This window comes from Kutzneria sp. 744 (assembly GCF_000568255.1).
Classification (GTDB): Bacteria; Actinomycetota; Actinomycetes; order Mycobacteriales; family Pseudonocardiaceae; genus Kutzneria.
In genome coordinates this window covers 3,941,160-3,957,498 of sequence record NZ_KK037166.1, presented here as the reverse complement: position 1 = coordinate 3,957,498, position 16,339 = coordinate 3,941,160, and the positions used below count along the sequence as shown (strand labels likewise).

16 protein-coding genes, 1 tRNA gene and 1 pseudogene are annotated in these 16,339 nt (G+C 69.0%); 7 read left to right on the top strand and 11 right to left on the bottom strand.

The window, feature by feature from the left end; all coding sequences use genetic code 11:
• Window positions 1–127 (top strand): ATP-binding protein (locus KUTG_RS66265; RefSeq protein ID WP_369794645.1); only part of this gene is annotated, 127 nt, incomplete at its 5' end.
• A gap of 131 nt (window positions 128–258) precedes the next feature.
• Here the strand turns inward: KUTG_RS66265 and KUTG_RS17635 are convergent.
• A tRNA-His gene (locus KUTG_RS17635) sits at window positions 259–331 on the bottom strand.
• 71 nt (window positions 332–402) lie between these two features.
• Window positions 403–1,014 (bottom strand): oligoribonuclease, encoded by a 612-nt coding sequence (gene orn / locus KUTG_RS17630; RefSeq protein WP_043718213.1) that lies wholly within the window; start codon window positions 1,012–1,014, stop codon window positions 403–405.
• Window positions 1,015–1,123: 109 nt separating this feature from the next.
• Here orn and KUTG_RS17625 point away from each other — a divergent pair, with 109 nt between their 5' ends.
• Window positions 1,124–2,653 carry a helicase HerA-like domain-containing protein gene (locus KUTG_RS17625; RefSeq protein ID WP_043718211.1) on the top strand — a complete coding sequence of 510 codons (1,530 nt, stop codon included), beginning with the start codon at window positions 1,124–1,126 and terminating at the stop codon, window positions 2,651–2,653.
• 1,658 nt (window positions 2,654–4,311) lie between these two features.
• On the opposite strand, the gene KUTG_RS17620 is transcribed toward KUTG_RS17625, so the two are convergent.
• On the bottom strand, window positions 4,312–5,100 hold the full coding sequence (locus tag KUTG_RS17620; protein ID WP_052394799.1) for an SDR family NAD(P)-dependent oxidoreductase: 789 nt from the start codon (window positions 5,098–5,100) through the stop codon (window positions 4,312–4,314).
• 60 nt (window positions 5,101–5,160) lie between these two features.
• On the opposite strand from KUTG_RS17620, the gene KUTG_RS17615 reads away from it, so the two are divergent.
• A complete protein-coding gene (locus KUTG_RS17615; RefSeq protein WP_043718209.1) occupies window positions 5,161–5,367 on the top strand; it encodes a hypothetical protein in 207 nt (68 codons plus the stop codon).
• Here the strand turns inward: KUTG_RS17615 and KUTG_RS17610 are convergent.
• From KUTG_RS17610 to KUTG_RS17595, 4 genes are all read right to left on the bottom strand, one after another.
• Window positions 5,340–5,837, bottom strand: coding sequence for a GNAT family N-acetyltransferase (locus tag KUTG_RS17610; protein ID WP_043718207.1), 498 nt, complete (start codon window positions 5,835–5,837; stop codon window positions 5,340–5,342). The genes KUTG_RS17615 and KUTG_RS17610 overlap by 28 nt on opposite strands.
• The gene (locus tag KUTG_RS17605) at window positions 5,834–6,031 is read right to left on the bottom strand and encodes a hypothetical protein (protein ID WP_043718205.1); all 198 of its coding nucleotides are present in this window, start codon (window positions 6,029–6,031) and stop codon (window positions 5,834–5,836) included. Before KUTG_RS17605 ends, KUTG_RS17610 begins: the two co-directional genes overlap by 4 nt.
• Before the next feature lie 477 nt (window positions 6,032–6,508).
• The gene (locus KUTG_RS17600; protein ID WP_063753535.1) at window positions 6,509–8,290 is read right to left on the bottom strand and encodes an MDR family MFS transporter; all 1,782 of its coding nucleotides are present in this window, start codon (window positions 8,288–8,290) and stop codon (window positions 6,509–6,511) included.
• 112 nt (window positions 8,291–8,402) lie between these two features.
• Window positions 8,403–8,828, bottom strand: coding sequence for an SsgA family sporulation/cell division regulator (locus tag KUTG_RS17595; protein ID WP_043729723.1), 426 nt, complete (start codon window positions 8,826–8,828; stop codon window positions 8,403–8,405).
• Window positions 8,829–9,772: 944 nt separating this feature from the next.
• Here KUTG_RS17595 and KUTG_RS66260 point away from each other — a divergent pair.
• Window positions 9,773–10,237 (top strand): annotated as a pseudogene (locus KUTG_RS66260) (tetratricopeptide repeat protein); the annotation flags it as partial.
• Between the two features lie 264 nt (window positions 10,238–10,501).
• Here KUTG_RS66260 and KUTG_RS65245 read toward each other — a convergent pair.
• On the bottom strand, window positions 10,502–10,636 hold the full coding sequence (locus KUTG_RS65245) for a hypothetical protein (protein ID WP_255360879.1): 135 nt from the start codon (window positions 10,634–10,636) through the stop codon (window positions 10,502–10,504).
• A 384-nt stretch (window positions 10,637–11,020) separates the two neighbouring features.
• On the opposite strand from KUTG_RS65245, the gene KUTG_RS63675 reads away from it, so the two are divergent.
• Together KUTG_RS63675 and KUTG_RS17585 are read left to right on the top strand one after the other, a co-directional pair.
• On the top strand, window positions 11,021–11,401 hold the full coding sequence (locus tag KUTG_RS63675; RefSeq protein ID WP_232240841.1) for a hypothetical protein: 381 nt from the start codon (window positions 11,021–11,023) through the stop codon (window positions 11,399–11,401).
• Window positions 11,402–11,540: 139 nt separating this feature from the next.
• Window positions 11,541–12,497, top strand: a complete 957-nt coding sequence (locus KUTG_RS17585; protein ID WP_157494597.1) for a helix-turn-helix transcriptional regulator — start codon at window positions 11,541–11,543, stop codon at window positions 12,495–12,497.
• A gap of 24 nt (window positions 12,498–12,521) precedes the next feature.
• Here the strand turns inward: KUTG_RS17585 and KUTG_RS61360 are convergent, their stop codons facing one another.
• Window positions 12,522–13,052, bottom strand: coding sequence for a 2'-5' RNA ligase family protein (locus tag KUTG_RS61360; protein ID WP_052394797.1), 531 nt, complete (start codon window positions 13,050–13,052; stop codon window positions 12,522–12,524).
• An 18-nt stretch (window positions 13,053–13,070) separates the two neighbouring features.
• Between KUTG_RS61360 and KUTG_RS61355 the strand changes: the two genes are divergently transcribed.
• On the top strand, window positions 13,071–14,396 hold the full coding sequence (locus KUTG_RS61355; RefSeq protein ID WP_052394796.1) for a tetratricopeptide repeat protein: 1,326 nt from the start codon (window positions 13,071–13,073) through the stop codon (window positions 14,394–14,396).
• On the opposite strand, the gene KUTG_RS17570 is transcribed toward KUTG_RS61355, so the two are convergent.
• A complete protein-coding gene (locus KUTG_RS17570; RefSeq protein WP_043718199.1) occupies window positions 14,368–14,712 on the bottom strand; it encodes a cupin domain-containing protein in 345 nt (114 codons plus the stop codon). The two genes, KUTG_RS61355 and KUTG_RS17570, sit on opposite strands and share 29 nt — an antisense overlap.
• Before the next feature lie 411 nt (window positions 14,713–15,123).
• On the bottom strand, window positions 15,124–16,227 hold the full coding sequence (locus KUTG_RS17565; protein ID WP_052394795.1) for a 3-deoxy-7-phosphoheptulonate synthase: 1,104 nt from the start codon (window positions 16,225–16,227) through the stop codon (window positions 15,124–15,126).
• Between the last annotated feature and the right edge of the window lie 112 nt (window positions 16,228–16,339).

The window sequence follows — 16,339 nt, the reverse complement described above, 5'->3', positions numbered from 1 at the left end:
CCGCGGCACCGGTCTCGGCCTCTACCTCTCGCACGAGATCGTCACCCGCCGCCACGGCGGCGCCATCTCGGTCTCATCGGTCCCCGGCGACACCCGCTTCTGCGTCCGCCTGCCAGTGCGGTCCTAGGCGAATCTCGCGACGTAACTCACACGATGGGGTCCGGGGCTCGCCCCGGCGTGGGGGTGTGGGGGCCGTGCCCCCACAAGGCACACCAAGGGAAATGGCCCGGCGATAGCATCGCCGGGCCATTTCACGCGGGTGAGTGACGGGATTCGAACCCGCGACACCTGGGATCACAACCCAGTGCTCTACCGACTGAGCTACACCCACCATAGATCACTGTCGTTTCCGACCTTGACCGCGATAAGCGTAGCGCATGCCGTCTTCAGCTCAAAAACGGGTTACCCCTGTCCGGCCGCCCTGAGCACCTCGGCCGCCGCGGCCTGCGCTTGTTCGCTGGTCGGGCCCGGCTGCGGCACGAACGCCGTCGCCCGGTAGTAGGCCAGCTCGCGGATCGACTCGTGGATGTCGGCCAGCGCGCGGTGGGCCAGGCCCTTGGCCGGCTGCGCGTAGTAGATGCGCGGGTACCAGCGCCGGCACAGCTCCTTGATGCTGGAGACGTCGACCATGCGGTAGTGCAGGTGGCTGTCCAGCGCCGGCATGTCACGGGCGATGAAGCCACGGTCGGTGGCGATGCTGTTGCCGGCCAGCGGTGTGGTGCGGGGGTCGGGCGCCCATTGCCGGATGTAGTCCAGCACCAGTTGCTCGGCCTCTTCGAGCGTGGTCGTCGACCGGCGCACCTCTTCGGTCAGCCCGCTGTGGGCGTGCATGTCACGCACCACGTCGGGCATCGCGTCCAGCGCTTCGTCGCCGGCGTGGATCACCACGTCGACACCGTCTCCGAGCACGTTCAGCTCCGCGTCGGTGACCAGGGCCGCGATCTCAATCAGGGCGTCTTTGCCCAGGTCGAGCCCGGTCATCTCGCAGTCGATCCACACCAGACGATCAGTCACCCGCAGGAGCCTATCCCGCCACGGTGCGTGTTCGCCTGAACGCGCGGTTTCGGGCTGTTCGGCCTAGTGTCGTCAGTGCCGTTCGGGGTATCGGTTCCGGGAGGTCCGCGTGGACGCGTTCGAGGAGATCGCCGCCGGTTACGCCACCGAGGGCGGTGCGCTGGAGCTCGGGTCCGCCGTCGTCGACGGCGTCGTCAACGCCTCGGCCCGGGTCCGTCTGCCGCTGGCCACGCTGAACCGCCACGGCCTGATCGCCGGCGCCACCGGCACCGGCAAGACCAAGACCCTCCAACTCATGGCCGAGCAGCTCTCCGCCGCCGGCGTGCCCGTCGTCATGGCCGACGTCAAGGGCGACCTCTCCGGCCTGTCCCAGCCCGGCGCCGGCGGCGACAAGGTCGCCAAGCGGGCCGCCGAGACCGGCGACGACTGGGCCGCCGCCGGCTTCCCCGCGCAGTTCCTGTCCCTCGGCGACGGCGGCGGCTCCGTCCCCGTGCGGGCGACCATCACCAGCTTCGGGCCCATCCTGCTGTCCAAGGTGTTGGGCCTCAACGACACCCAGGAGTCCACCCTCGGGCTCATCTTCCACTGGGCCGACTCCCGTGGCCTGCCCCTGTTGGACACCAAGGACCTTCGCTCCGTCATCCAGCACCTGACCGGCGACGAGGGCAAGGAGGACCTCAAGGGCCTCGGCGGCGTCTCTCCCGCCACCGCCGGCGTGATCCTTCGGGCCCTGCTCAACCTCGAGGCCAACGGCGGCGACACCTTCTTCGGCGAGCCCGAGCTCGACCCCACCGACCTCATGCGCGTCGACGGCGGCCGCGGCGTCGTCACCCTCCTGGAGCTCGCCGAGCTCCAGGGCAACCCCGCCCTCTTCTCCACGTTCCTGATGTGGCTGTTGGCTCAGCTGTTCCACCAGCTTCCCGAGGAAGGCGACCTGGACAAGCCCAAGCTGATCTTCTTCTTCGACGAGGCGCACCTGCTGTTCGCCGACGCCTCCAAAGCCTTTCTGGAGCAGATCGTCCAGACCGTCAAGCTCATCCGTTCCAAGGGCGTCGGGGTCTTCTTCTGCACCCAGCTCCCCACCGATGTGCCCAACGCCGTGCTCTCCCAGCTCGGGGCCCGGGTCCAGCATGCCCTTCGCGCCTTCACCCCCGACGACCAGAAGGCCTTGGCCCAGACCGTCAAGACCTACCCCACCACTCCCCACTACGACCTCGGCAAGGCCCTCACCACCCTCGGCATCGGCGAGGCCGTCGTCACCGTCCTTTCGGAGCAGGGCGCCCCCACCCCCGTCGCTTGGACCCGCCTTCGGCCGCCCCGTTCCCTCATGGCCTCCATCGGCGCCGACGCCGTCAAGCAGGCCGCCGCCTCGTCACCCCTGTTCGCCAAGTACGGCCAGGCCGTCGACCGCGAGTCCGCGTACGAGATGCTCTTGGCCAAGGTCGCCCCGCCGTCCTCCTCCGACCCCGCCGGTCCTTCAGACCCCTCAGACCCCGCGCCCCGCAAGGACTCCGCCGACCCCGGCCTCATCGGCCAGGTCCTCGGCAACCCGGCCGTGAAGTCCTTCCTCCGCTCCGCCGGCTCCGCCCTGGGCCGTGAGATCACCCGAGGAATCTTCGGAACCTCCCGCCGCCGCTGACTCCTGCGTGGTGGCTCTTCGGTATGTGAGTGGCTCCCTTCGCTTCCTTACCCACCTCACGTATCCGCCCGCCGACGTTCCCCGTCCGCCCACAGCCGCTCCGACTCCTTCCGCTGACGTCCAAGGCCCCCGTCCGCCGGCGTTCCGTTCTGTTCCCCGTCGACCTGTTCGGGATCCTCGCTTCACCCGCCGGTCTTTCCCGTCTGCTCACCGGGATCTCGGCCCGCCAGCGCTGTTCCCGTCCACCCGCCCGTGGTTCCACCCCGTCCACCCGCCTGCGGTTCCGCCCCGTCCACCGAAGCTCCCGGCCCGCTCGCCGGCCTTGCCGGCCCACCCGCCGGAGCTGCCGGTCTGCTTGCTGGCGTCCTGGTCAGGCCGCCCGTGTTCGCCGTCGCCCCCACAGGGTTCCTGGGTTCACGCACTGGTATTGCGGACCGGCCCGCTGGCGTCCGCCGTCGACCCGCCGGGCTCATGACTCGCCCGCCGGTCTCCCGGATCTGACTGCTGGCGTTCGCCGTCGACCTGCTGGGGTTCTTGGTTTGGCCGCGGGTCTCGCGGGTCTGGCTGCTGGTGTTTGCCGTCGATCTGTAGGGCTCTTGGTTCGCCTGCCGGTGTCCCGGGCCCGCCCGCTGGCGTTCGCCGTTGACCCGTTGGGTTCTTGATTCGCTCGCCGGTGTCCTGGGTCTGGCTGCTGGTGTTTGCCGTCGACCTGCTGGCGTTGTTGGTTTGCCCGAGGTGTCCCGGGCCCACCCGCTGGTTTCCGCCGTCGCTCAGCCGGGCTTTTGGTTTGCCTGCGGGTCTCCTGGGTCTGGCTACTGGCGTTCGCGGTCAACCTGCTGGCATTCGCCGGTGGGTGTTCCGGATCCGCTCGCTGGTGTTCTCCGTAGATCCGTCGGGTCCGTGGTTCGCCTGCCGACGCTCCGCGTCCGCCGCTGGTGTTCCGGCCGACACGCTGGAGTTCTCGGTTCACCTGCTTGTGTCCCGGTGTCCGTTGAGGAGTTCACGGTCCGCCCACCGAGGCTCCGGCCCGTCTGCCGGTTTGCTGCACGCCTGCCCATGCTCTCGGTCCGTCAGCTGGCGTTGCCGGTCTGCCCACTGGTGTTCAGGTCCGACCGCCTGTGTTCGCCGTCGACCCGCTGGGATTCCGATCCGTAGGCCTGGCTTCCCTGTCGACCCGCTCGTGAGCTTCAGGTCTGCCCGTCGACGCCTCGGGTCCGCCTGCTGGGGTTCTTGGTTCGCCCCACCGATGCTCCGGTTCGCCGGCCGACCTGCCTGTCGGTGTTCCCGGTTCACCCGCCGGTGTTCCCCTCCCGCGTCACCCCAGCGCCCACCACCAGCACCGCTTCCCCGCGTCCCATAGGCCGAGCGCGTGAAATCGTGGGACTTTTCGGGTGTCTAGTCGACATAATCCCGAAACACGTTCGTCCCCTTGCCGATTTAGCGTCCATGGTGGACGTCGACCCGGGAGGTGGGTGGGATGACCGGTCCCTGTGTCGTCTGCGGTACGGAGAGGCCTGGTTCTCCGTCGGACTTCTTCTGCTCCGACCAATGCCAGCGCGACTGGCACGGCGGACGGGTGGAGCCGTTGGTCAGCGACGGCAGCGCGTGGCTGCCGCCGAACGTGAACCGCACCGGCGAATCGTGGCGCGCGGCCTGAGTCAGACCGACCGCGTGCGGTAGGCGAGGTTGAGCACCCGCTCGACCAGCTTCGGCGCGACCGCGTAACCGGCGGCGGCGAGCAGGCCGAACGGCAGATCCACGGACTTGGGCCGCTTGACCAGCGCACGCACCACCAGCCGGGCGGCCCGCTCCGGGGTGGCGGCCGGCATCCGGTCGTAGACCCGGCTCGGGCCGATCATCGGCGTGCGCACGAGTGGCATGTGCACGGTGGTGAACGTGATGCGGTCACGCAGCGTCTCGGCCGCCGCGACCTGGCTGAACTCGTCCAATGCCGCCTTGGAGGCCAGGTACGCGGCGAACCTCGGCGTGCGCGTCTGCACGCCCATGGACGAGATGTTGACCACGTGCCCGCCGCCGTGCTCCCGGAAGTGCGGAAGCAGTCCGAGCACCAGCCGGACCGGCGCGAAGTAGTTGATCGCCATCGTCCGTTCGAAGTCGTGATAACGGTCGCGCGAGCTGTTGAGCGACCGCCGGATCGACCGGCCGGCGTTGTTGACCAACATGTCCACCCGAGTCTGCTCGGTCAGCACCTGCCTGAGCATCGCCTCGACGGAGTCGGCATCCGTAAGGTTACATGTGTAAGCATACGCTTCGCCGCCGCGAGCCGCGATTCCGTCGCGGACCTGCGCCAGTTCGTCGGCCCGACGGGCGACCAGCAGTGGGATCGCACCGAGTCCGGCGATCGCGAACGCCGTGGCCCGGCCGATGCCGGAGGACGCGCCGGTGATGAGGATGCGCTTGCCGGCCAGCGGCGACGATCGGGTCATGCGGCGATGATGCCACTACCTACTCGTGAGTAGGAAGTGGTCGTGGCAGCATGGCTGACCATGGCGAGGTGGGGAGAGTTCCGGGCCAGGCCGTTCCACTTGGGCTTCGGCGTGTTGGCGATCGCGTGCGCGATCCTCAGCGCCACGCTCGTGGACGACGCCGTGCTGCGCGCCGGCTGGATCGCTATCGGCTGCGCCGGCCTCGTGTGGCTCGGCTTCGTGTCGTGGGCGCTGATCCGTCAGCGCAAGCGGAGTTCCAACACCTGACCCGGCCACGAGTCGACTGTGAAGGTGTCCGTCGGCGTGAATCCCGCTGAGACGTAGAAGGCGACCAATGCTCGGTCGTCGCCGGCGTAGCAGTCCACGCGGACCCGCCCCACGCCTTCCTTGATCGCGCGTGCTTCCGCGTGCTTCAGCAGCATCCGCCCCGCCCCGCGCGCTTCTGGGAACCGTGCGCTGACCAGGCTCGACACGTACAGCTCCGGCATGTCGGTCGGCGGGATGTGCTCCTGCGGCTCCCCGAGCGCCATGAAGCCCGCCGCGCGGCAGTCCACCTCGGCGATCCACGCCTCGCCGGCCAACTGCCGCCGCATGGTCTCCATCAGCTTCGAGTCGGTCGAGAACGGCTCCGTGCCCCACTGTCCGGTGCGGCCCTGCTCCGCCAGCCAGCGCACGGCGTCGTCGAACAGGACGCCTACCGTCTCCAGGTCGGCGTCCGTGCCTCGGCGGAGCTTCATGCCGGCTCCGACGCCGTCACCACCGCATCCCTCAGTGCCGCCCGCAGTCGTCCGACCTCCAGCGGCGCCAGCACGGCGGTCTCTCCCGGCGGCGCGACCAGCACCACATGGCCCTGGCTGACGAACACCGTGAGATCGCGGCGTCGGCCCGCCACATCCCGGCAGGTCACCAACCATTCCTTGCGGTCAACCACGTCTTCCGCCTCCCAGCCCTTCGGTGCCTGACAACATCGCGGCGCTCGCAGCGGTGTGACGCACCCCGGCCGACGACGTGACGCGGGTTTCGCGGCCAGATCGCGTCTTACCCCGTGGTTGATCACGCCGTGCTGCCGCTTAGCCTCGCACGTCCGAGCCGCCGATTGTCACCTGGGAGGGTGATCAGGCACCCCCGCCCGCACCCATGACCACCGCTTTTAGGCAGAAGGGCCGAAGCGTCGCCCGCCCGTTCGGGTGATCCCGCCTACTCTCGCCCACCCATCGTCACGCCTGCCGGACCCGATCCACATCAACGCGAGCCAATCGGGCCGCCTCCATCGCCGCTCCGACTCCCACGATGTCGTCGACCTCCACAACGTCGTCGAACTTCCGTGTCGCCGGCCTCTATCGCGCCGCCGGCCTTCACCGCACCCCGGCCTCCAGGACGTCGTTGACTTCGACCATGTCGCCGACCTTCACCGCGTCGGCGACTTCCGCGAGGCCGCAGGCCTCACGACGTCGCCCACTCCCACCACTTCACCGGCCCCCGCAACTTCGCCCGACTTCTCCATGTCGTCGAACTTGTCCATGACGTCGAACTTCTGGATGTCGTCCAACTTGCCCGTGCGGCCGAACTTCTCTCCGTCGTCGAACATCTGCCCGTCGTCGAACTTCTCGAGTTCGACGAACTTCTGCATCTCGTGGACCTTCTCCGCTTCGCCGGACTTGTCCGCGTTGTCGAACTTCTCCACTTCGCCGAACTTCTCCGCACCGCCGAACTTCTCGATGTCGTCGAAGTTCGCCGTCGCGCCGCTCGCCGCCGCAGCAACGTCCGCCGCTTCGACGGCCGCAACCCGTTCCGATCGGGTCACGGTCGCCGCCGCGTCGCCGTCCTTGATCAGAAGCGCCGCCACCCCGGACGCGATCATCAGTCCGGCCGCCACCGCGAACGCCACGTGATAGCCGAGCAGGTGGCCTGTCCCACCCGAAGCCCCGCCGCTGCTGAACGCGGCAAGCACGCTGCCCAGCACCGCCACACCGATCGCCGACCCAGCCTGCCGGCCGGAGTTGTACAGCGTGGACGCCCGCCCCGTCTTGGCCGGCGGCACCTGCGCGAACGCGGCGGTCTGCGCCGGGTTGAAGTTGTTGGACATGCCCAGTCCCAGGTAGAACATGATCAACATGACCGCCCACTGCGGCGTGGCCGCCCCGACCAGCGTCATCAGCATCATTCCGACCGCCGCGTTCACCACACCCAGCACGATGTGCAGCCGGGGGCCCAGCGTCGAGTACACCCGACTGGCGATCTGCGTGCCGACCAGCACGCCGACGGCCTCCGGGAACGTCGTCAGCCCGGTCTGCCACGCCGAGACGCCGAGTCCGGACTGATAGAGCAGCGGGAACACGAACAGCGTGCCGAGAAAGCCGGCCGTCGACATCAGCTGGACGATATTGATGCTCCGGAACAGTCGGTCGCCGAACAGTCGTAGGTCCAACATCGGCTCCGGCACCCGCAGTTCGACAATCACGGTCGCGGCCAGCAGGGCGGCGCCGAGCACGCCCGTGATCAGAATCTGCGGCGCGCCCCAGCCCAGCGTGGCGCCCTCCGTGAGTGCGTACATCAGCAGCGCGAAGCCGACGCCGGACAGCACAAAACCGGCGACGTCGAACCGCCCGGCGCCCGGCTCGCGGTGCTCACGCAGCAGGAACAGCCCGAACAGGAAGGCCAGCACGCCGACCGGCAGGTTGACGTAGAACACCCAGCGCCACGACAGCGTGTCCACGAGCAGGCCACCCAACACGGGTCCCATCGCCGGCGCGACCGCCGTCGGCAGAATCAGCACGCGGTTCACCCGCATGCGCTCGGCCAGCGGGAACTCCCGGTACAGCATGGCCAGGCCGATCGGCGCGAGCATGCCGCCGCCGAGGCCCTGGAGCAGCCGGAACGCGACCAGTTCGGGGAGCGACTGGGCCACGCCACACAGCGCCGACGCCAGCGTGAAGACGGCCAGGGCGATCAGGAACACCCGCTTGGTGCCGAACCGGTCGCCCAGCCAGCCCGACGCCGGGATCACCAGGGCGAGGCTGAGCAGGTAGCCGACGACAACCGCGCCCGCGTCGGCGGCGGTCACGTGGAACTGGGCGGCGATCGTCGGCAGCGCGACGTTGACGATGGTCGTGTCGAGGATGTTGAGGAAGAGCGCCGCGACGAAGACGACGCTGACGACAACCTTCGGGCTCAGCTGGCGTAACCCCACCGCTCGACTCCCTCACGAAATGTTTGCATGCGACAACGAAACATTCCAACAGGGGTGGCTCGGGGGTTGTTCCTTCGCCGAGGGTGATCCGCGCTGCGGGGTGGGCCGAGCCTCAGCTCAGGTCGTAGGGCATCAGGGTGGTGAGCGCGTCGTCGACGCTGACCCAGCTGCCCTCGGTGCCGGGCAGCACGAGATCGTAGGTGCGGTCGAGGAAGTCGGCCAGCTCCTGCGCGGACGCCTCGAACATGGCCAGACCGGCGGGCGAGCTGACGACCAGCATCACGAGCTCGATGTCGTCGACCGCCGGGCGGATGCGGACGTCACCGGAGCCGGCCTCCGCGATCAGGCCGTCGGCGAGCAGGTCACGGGCGAAGCACCACTCCACCCAGCCGGACGGGCCGGAGCGGAACGCCGCTGTCACTGCGTACGGGTCGCGGGTGTCGTAGCGGAGTTCGACCTCGACGGGGACCGACGGTGCATCGGGCACCAACAGGTCCAGCACCGCCATCGAGCGGAGCGTCATGTGGTCGTTACGCATCGTGTTCACCCCTCGGCTTCCCGACACTCGTCCTGAGTCAACAGTGGCGGAGTCCTCTGGAGAACTTGTCCACGTTCACTCAATGTCGCCCCCAGGCGGAGTTGCCCGCTCAATCTGTCACTCATCCGGGTGGCGGTCCAGCGGTTTCGTCATTCACCGTACGAAAGTGTGGGGATATGACCTGAAAAGGGGAACGGCCTTGCCCCTGTTGTGACCACTTTCAGACGTGATGATCGCTACACCCGTGGGCCGTCCGGGCCGCCGCCGCCCTCGTCGGGCACCGCCAACCGCAGCAGCACGCGCCGCAGCGCCGCTCTTCCTCCGTGCTCAACGCGTCGAGCACGGCCCGTTCGACCAGTTCCAGTTCGAGCCGGACCGCCGCCTGGACCTGGCGACCCTTCTCTGTCAGCTCGGGATACGCACGCGACGGTCGCTCGGATCAGGTCTCCGGACGATCAGTTCCTGCTGCTCCGTCCGGTCCGGGACGGAAGCCGTGGTCGTTTCGTCGAGTCCGAGCCGATTGTCCGGCCCAGTGGTGTCTGCTGACGACGCTCCGACGGCGTCGTCACCACCAGTTGCCCTCGGACGCTGGCGACGTCCATCGCCGCGCCCATCCGCTCTGTGGGCTCGTGGCACAGCCAGTTCATGTCGCCCCGCTCGCCGCGGACCTTCACGACGCGGCCCGGCTGCCCGGTCTCCCTATGTACCTCCGCCCTTTCGCATCCTCGCTGACCTGGTCAAAGCCTGTTCCGTACCCGAACGTCGCCGGGCATCGATGTCGCGCAGTTACGTGGCCCAGCCTCGTGAGCTGACCTCGACTAGTTGGGCCGTCCAGCGGTGTTCACCTCTGCGACACGCCGGTATAAGACGGTCCCCTTGTTCCGTGTCGGCCACTGCCAGACTTGCCCGAGTTGCCTGGTCCGGCTGGTGGGAGGACACAAGCGATGGTCGAACCGCTCGGAGACGTACTCGATCGAGCAGCCAAGTTGAGTGCCTCCGGCCGGCGACGCAAAGCCGTTGCCCTGCTGCGCGGTATCGCCAGCTCCCATCCCGACAGCGCCGAGGTCTGGTGCCGGCTTGCCGCCGCACTGCTTGACCGCGGCGACGCCACCGCCGCCCTTGCCGCCGCGCGCCGCGCGATACCGCTCGGTGGGGACAGGGCGTGGGCCCACCGTCTCGCCAGCAAGGCTTTGAGTCGTCTCGGCCGTCATGAGGAGGCCGTCTCCGCCGCTCGTCAGGCTGTGCGCTCGGCGCCCTCCGACTGGCGGTGCCGCATCGCCCTCGCCGAGGCGTTCGGCGCCGCGGGCAGTTGGCCCGACGCCGTCGACGCCGCCGCCCAGGCCGTCCGCTACCAGCCCGATCATGTCCGGCCGTATCTCATCCTCGGCGACGCCGCCCGCCGCACCGGCGATCTCGCCACCGCCGAGCACGCCTACCGCACCGCCATGCGTCGCAGACCGGGCGATCCTCGCGTTCGCGCCGAACTGGCCCGGCTCCGTCAGGCCACCCCTCGCTCCGCCGGACTGCAGAACTTCGCCGAAAACGAGAAGTTCGTCGACAATCAGAAGTTCGTCGAAGGCGAGGAGTTCGCCGCACTTCGCGATGTCGACCCACCCTCGGTTTCCGGTGGTCTTCCCTTCGCCCACCGCTCGACACGTCCGTGGACGAACTCCTCAGTCTCGTCCGACGAGTGGCAACCCCGTCGCACCGCCCACCGCTCTGCCGTCGACCACGGCTTCGTCGACCACCGGGCCGCCGATCATCGGGCTGCCGACCAGCGCACCTTCGACCATCAGGCCGTCGACCACCCTGCCAGCTACCGGTCTGCGATCAACCGCCTCTTCGGCAGCCGTCTTGCTGGAGCCCGTCCTGCGGCCAACGACGTCGACGGCCCGTCCGCGTTGGGCGACCGCCTCTCCGATGGCCGGCCCGCTCGCGGCCGAACTTCCGCTTTTCGTCGAACTTCAGCATACGGTCGACCTTCCGGCGACGACCGCACGTCAGACGGCGGTCGAACTTCGCCCAGCCGCCGGTCCGCAGTCGACGGCAGCCTGACCGTCGACCACTCTCGCGGTGACCGATCCCCGCGAGTCGATCGTCCGGCAGCTGATCGGTCCCCAAGTCGAGACCGATTCGTCGAGACCGGCCGCTCCCACGGTGTCGGTGGGCCTTCGGGAGCCGGTCGGTCGCCGTTGGCGGAGAAGCTGGCTTGGCGTGCCGTCCGACAGCTGTCCATGGCCGTGGTGATCGCCGGCATGTTCCTGATGGTCGCCGGCCTGCCGAAGCCAACCCCGGTGCTCGCCTGGCTCGGCTTCGCCATCCCGTGCGTCGTCGTGGTCCTGGCCTTCGTCGAGCTGTTCCGGGTTCCGTCCGGCTATCGGTTCGCGGTCTTGACCCTGCCGTTGCGCCGGCCGGTTGTCGGGCTCGCCTGCGTGCTGCTCGCGTCGTCCAACGCCCTCGTGCTGCTCTGGGCCATGCTCGACCGGGCCAACGCCGGCACCATGGAGCCGCTCATCTTCGCCCTGGTCTGCGCCGTCTGCGCCGGTGCCGTGTCCCTGGTCAGTGAGGCCTAGGCGTAGCACGGCCTAGAGGGATGACCCGTTCGCCACCGCCCGGGCCGCGCCGGACAAGCGTCGGACAAGCGGTACGTCAGCCGACACCGGCAGCATTCGGTGTGACTCAGCAGTGGTCATCCGCCCTGGAGGTGTGCTCGTGAGCGGCTTGGGGCTCGACTCCGTCGCCGAGACCGTCTATCTGACGGCACTCACCCGCGTCCGCTGGCGCCTCGCCGATCTGAACCGCCACATCGATCTCGGCCACCCCGATGCCGCCGTTCGCCCGCATCCCGACGGTCGCGTCGCCGCCGCGCTCGATCGCCTGCGAGCTGATGGGCTGATGGTCGCCTCCGCAGAAGAGAGCGGCGCTGTCCGTGCCGTCGACCCGGCCCTCGCACTGCCCGTGCTGGCGGCGAGTCGGGTGTGGGGCCTCAGCGCCGGCGACTCGCGACCGCAGGCCTTGTCCATCGCCCAGCTCATCGCCCGTCACGAGCCGCCCGGTCCCGATCACCTCTATGGCCTGGACGAGATGAACTCGTTCGCCGAACACCTCGTCGCCAACGCCCGCCGGGAAGTCGTGATCCTCAGCGGGGAGCACCGAACCGGCTCGTTCGAGTTCGCCACCCCGGTCGCCGAGGCCGTGCTCCGTCGCGGTGCTCAACTCCGGCTGGTTTGGCGCAGCGAGCTGATTCGCACGCCGGCCGTCGCCGCGCACGCCACCTGGCTGCGCACCCGGGGCGCCGCACCCCGGATCGTCCCGATCCTGCCGACCACAATGCTGCTCGTCGACCGTTCGGTCGCCATGGTCATCACCGGCGACCGTGCCGTCGTCAACCGGGCCACCTCGTCTGTCACACCGCTCTGCGTGCTCGCCGACCAGCTCTGGGCCAACAGCGGCCCCGGTCCTCGCCGCCCTCACCTGCCCGACGAGACGCCCCGTCATCACAAGGTCCTCCGCCTGCTCGCCGACGGCCTCACCGACGACGCCATCGCCCGCCAGGTCGGCGTCAGCGTCCGAACGGTGCGCAACGACATGGCCGCCGCCATGCTCAGCCTCGACGCGCGCAGCCGTTTCCAAGCCGGCGTCCGCGCCGCCCAACTCGGCCTGCTCTGAAGCCTCACCCCGAGCAGTCAGTGATCAGTCGCCCTCCGGCCGCAGTGCCGGGCCGAACGGGAACGTCGCCCGACGCAGCCACCGCTCGCCGTCGGAGTAGACCAGCCACGCCTCGGTCAGACGGTCGCGGAGGGGAAGTTCGACGGAAAGCTCGTTTTCGACGAAGTTCTGGATTTCGTCGGAGACGTCCATCGCGACAGTGAGGTGGGGCTGGATGTCGTCGCCGAATTCGCCGCCGTAGGGCGGGTGGTCCGGCCAGCGCGCGGCCACTCGACGGGTGAGCTCGCGGAACGGTTCCTCCGGTTCGGGCCGCAGATACAGGACCGTCGGGAAGCGGCGGAACTCAGCCAGCCGGACGTCGATCGGCGGTGCGTCGGCGAAAATCGCGGCCAGGGCAAGCTCGTCCTCATCGGTCAACCGGTCCATCGGCACCCACGGGAACAGCACGGTCACATGGGCCTCGACGACGCGTGGCGGGACGCCCGGTCGATCCAGGAGCGGCTCCGCCGCCAGCACGGGGATGATCACGCCGGTGACGCCGAGTGGCAAGGTCATAGCCGTATTGTCGGAGGAATGCGCCAGGATCAGCACGGAATTTCGGTGCACGCGGCAACTGCGGCGGCGGTCGAGGAGCTGGACGGAGCCGTCGACTCGCTGCTGCACTTCCGCCTCGACGTCGGCGAACGATCTGAGCGTGTGGTCACCGAGGACCCGCTGCAGCCCACGGCCAACGCCATGCGGGTGTACCTGGCCGTGCTGAGCACCGATCCGCAGTACGTGCCGCCGATCGCGGCGAAGTTCGCCGAGTTCCGGCAGCACGTTGGCGACCTCACCGTCGGCGAACGCCTCCATGTCGAAGCCGCGGCCCGGCTTCTCGACGGAGACCTCCACGCCGCCGGCGCACTGCTCGCCGACCTGGTGGCCGAACAGCCCCGCGACGCCCTGGCGCTGGCCGTCGGTCACCAGATCGACTTCCTCACCGGCAACGCCACGTCGCTCCGTGATCGCATCGGCGGCGCGTTGCCCGCCTGGAGCACGGCGGATCCGCACTACGCCAACCTGCTCGGCATGTACGCCTTCGGCCTGGAGGAATGCGGCCACTGGGAGCTGGCCGAGCAGACGGGCCTGCGGTCGATGGAGCTCGACGCCGCCGACGTCTGGAGCGTGCACGCCGTCGGTCACACCCACGAGATGCGGGCCACCTACAACGACGGCATCGCCATGCTCGACCGCCGCCGGCCCGACTGGGATCAGGGCAACCTGCTTCGCGTGCACATCTGGTGGCATTACTGCCTGTTCCTGCTGGAAGCCGGCCGCTACCGCGAGGCACTCGACCTCTACGACGAGCGGCTCGCGCCGACCGAGGAGTCGACCATCACCGAGGCCGTCAACGCCGCGAGCCTGATGTGGCGGCTGCACCTGCTCGGCGAGGCGGTCGGCGACCGTTGGGCCAAACTCGCCGCGACGTGGCCGCCGCGCATGACGGTCCCGTTCAACGCGTTCAACGACATGCATGCCGTCATGTCCTACGTCGGAGCCGGCGAGGACAACTTGGCCGCAGACCTCGTAGCCGACCGCCGCCGCTACGTCGCCGAAGCCGGGCCCGAGACCAACGTCGCCACGACCGCGCGCGTCGGCCTGCCCATATGTGAAGCACTGCTCGCATTCGGCCGCGGCCGCTACGCCGAGGCGGTCGACCTGCTCTGGCCCATCCGCCGCTACGTCCATGAGTTCGGCGGCAGCCACGCCCAGCGCGACGTCATGCAGCGCACGCTGGTCGAGGCCGCCATTCGTGCGGGCTGCACCGCACAGGCCCGGACGCTGGTCGGGGAGCGGATCAGCGTGCGACCGGACTCCCCGTACAACCAGCTCAAGATGCGTCAGCTGGACGGCTCCTGATCTCCAACATCGTGCAGCCGTCCACCGTCCGATAGGGACCGTGCGGCATCCCCGGCCGCCGCGAGGCGAAGTGGCCGGCACGAAACGTCCGGTCCAGCGTGATGTCGTGGAGGGATCCTTCGAGCAGCAGAACTTCCTCGAAGTAGTCGTGCCGGATCACGCTCGACGTCTCCGTACCCGGCGCCCATCTCGCGATCCGCGTGCCCACCTCGCCGTCGGCCTCCCGGCTGAGCACCCGTTCGCTGACCCCCGGCGCATTCGGGTCCGGCCGCCACGGCACGGTCTCGACGTCGAAGAACTCCAGTTCGTCCTTCATCCCGACCTCCGAAATCGATCGCCCTCACCCGTATGGCGAGATCAGGCTGCCGCCCGTCACCTGAGGCTCCGTCAGCTTCGAGGCCGGCCGCGAACTCGACCTCGCCGGCTAGACCGGCCTGCCCTCCTCAAGACTCGTCAACCGGGTCAACTCGTGTCCACTGTGGTCAAGTGTTGATTGGCCCATCCACTGTTGACAACACTCGTCAACACATCAACATTCGCTGACGATCCGGCCGTCAGAGGTCGCGCTCTCGACAACCGCGAGGTCGTCGAACATCACCCATGAAACGACCGGCTGCCGCGTCGCCCAAGACGAGCATTCCGGCGGCGGACCCGTCGACCGGCGTGATCGAGCACTGCGACGGTGAAGCGCTCGATCGCCGGAGTTGAGATGTTCGGCGGCGAAGCGCTAGGCCGTCACAACCGAGGAAGCTGACGACATGGTCGCGGCCGACCGCAAAGCCCGGCGCCGACTGACGGCGTCGGCGAGGGAGCGGAGCACGGACTCCGACACGTCCCAGCCCATGCAGGCGTCGGTGACGCTCTGTCCGTAGGCCAGTTCCTCGGCGTGGCCCAGCACCAGTTCCTGCCGCCCGGCCTCGAGGAAGCTCTCCAGCATGATGCCGACCACCTCGGTCTCGCCGGCGGCGATCCGGTCGGCGATGTCCCCGGAGACCAGGGGCTGGCGCAGGTGATCCTTGCCGCTGTTGCCGTGGCTTGCATCGACGATCACCCGCGCAGGCAGGCCGGACTTCGTCAGGCGGCCGACAGTGTGTTCGACGCTGGCGCGGTCGTAGTTCGGACCCGCGCTGCTGCCACGCAGGATGACGTGGCAGTCGGGGTTGCCGGCAGTCGAGAAGATCGCCGCCAGGCCGTCGTCGGTGATGCCGGGGAACACGTGGCTGGAGGCGGCGGCCTTGACGGCGTCGACGGCGGCCTGGACGTCGCCCTCGGTGGAGTTCTTGATCCCGATCGGCATGGACAGACCGCTGCACAGCTGCCGGTGCACCTGGCTCTGCGCGGTGCGGGCGCCGATGGATCCCCAGGTCACGGTGTCGGCGATGTACTGCGGAGTGATCGGGTCAAGGAACTCGCAGCCGACCGGCAGCCCCAGGTCGAGGATGTCGAGCAGCAGCTTCCGGGCGACGCGCAGCCCGTGGTTGACGTCGAAGGAGCCGTCCATCCGCGGGTCGTTGATCAGGCCCTTCCACCCGAGCGTGGTGCGCGGCTTCTCGAAGTACACGCGCATCACGACGCACAGCTCGTCGGACAGCTCGGCGGTCAGTGCGGCCAGCCTCCGCGCGTAGTCGAGGCCGGCCACGGGATCGTGCACGGAGCACGGTCCGACGACGACGAGTAGCCGGTCGTCGACGCCGTTGAGCACGTTGGTGACGGCGGTCCGGCTCTGCACGACGACGGCCTCGGCGGCGTCGGCGAGCGGGGCCTCGTCGCGCAGCAGCGCGGGCGAGACCATCGGCCGCGAGCTGACGATGCGCTGGTTGTGCGTGGACATCGGGGTTCCTCTCCAGCAGGCCGCCGGAGGTCCCGCCGGCCTGCCCTGTGTCTGGGGCAAAACAAAAGGCAGAGGCGAATCGCCTCTGCCTTGCCGGCTCTGGGTGCTTCGT

Coding starts and splice junctions, on each gene's coding strand:
- KUTG_RS17620 (WP_052394799.1), bottom strand. CDS start 5,100: ATGACCCGATCGTCGCCGCTGGCCGGCAAGCGCATCCTCATCACCGGC.
- KUTG_RS17615 (WP_043718209.1), top strand. CDS start 5,161: ATGGCGAGGTGGGGAGAGTTCCGGGCCAGGCCGTTCCACTTGGGCTTC.
- KUTG_RS17610 (WP_043718207.1), bottom strand. CDS start 5,837: ATGAAGCTCCGCCGAGGCACGGACGCCGACCTGGAGACGGTAGGCGTC.
- KUTG_RS17595 (WP_043729723.1), bottom strand. CDS start 8,828: ATGCGTAACGACCACATGACGCTCCGCTCGATGGCGGTGCTGGACCTG.
- KUTG_RS61360 (WP_052394797.1), bottom strand. CDS start 13,052: ATGACCTTGCCACTCGGCGTCACCGGCGTGATCATCCCCGTGCTGGCG.
- KUTG_RS61355 (WP_052394796.1), top strand. CDS start 13,071: ATGCGCCAGGATCAGCACGGAATTTCGGTGCACGCGGCAACTGCGGCG.
- KUTG_RS17570 (WP_043718199.1), bottom strand. CDS start 14,712: ATGAAGGACGAACTGGAGTTCTTCGACGTCGAGACCGTGCCGTGGCGG.
- KUTG_RS17565 (WP_052394795.1), bottom strand. CDS start 16,227: ATGTCCACGCACAACCAGCGCATCGTCAGCTCGCGGCCGATGGTCTCG.